The organism is Rhodoferax ferrireducens (assembly GCF_003347515.1).
In the GTDB taxonomy this organism is placed as follows: Bacteria; Pseudomonadota; Gammaproteobacteria; order Burkholderiales; family Burkholderiaceae_C; genus Rhodoferax.
Map to the genome: position 1 here is coordinate 1 of NZ_QEII01000099.1, position 312 is coordinate 312.

The window sequence follows — 312 nt, forward strand, 5'->3', positions numbered from 1 at the left end:
TGGCCTTCCTGAATCAGGCGAAGTATTTCCAATTCCCGATCGCTGAAGGTGCCAAGAGGCAAGTGGGATAACGTGACTTCAGTAGGCGCAGTGACACGTTTATCCTGAGCAAGTTGTCCGCCAAACGCGTCAAGCAGCTGGGACACATACGGCGTCATTCCCGTTTCCTGTTGCAGCTGGCTTAGCAGTGTTTGCATTGGTGCGCCTTCATCCACAAAGAGCCTTATAGACCCCTGAGGCTGCGCCTGAGCTACGCACTCGCGTAGCAGTTGCAGGGCCTTGCCCGCTTGTCCAATAGCGCTGTGAATGATG

General features: G+C 54.8%; 1 protein-coding gene. It reads right to left on the reverse strand.

The window, feature by feature from the left end; genetic code table 11:
- The coding region (locus C5P05_RS34190; protein WP_232834272.1) for a hypothetical protein at positions 1 to 197 on the reverse strand (197 nt) is incomplete at its 3' end.
- Between the last annotated feature and the right edge of the window lie 115 nt (positions 198 to 312).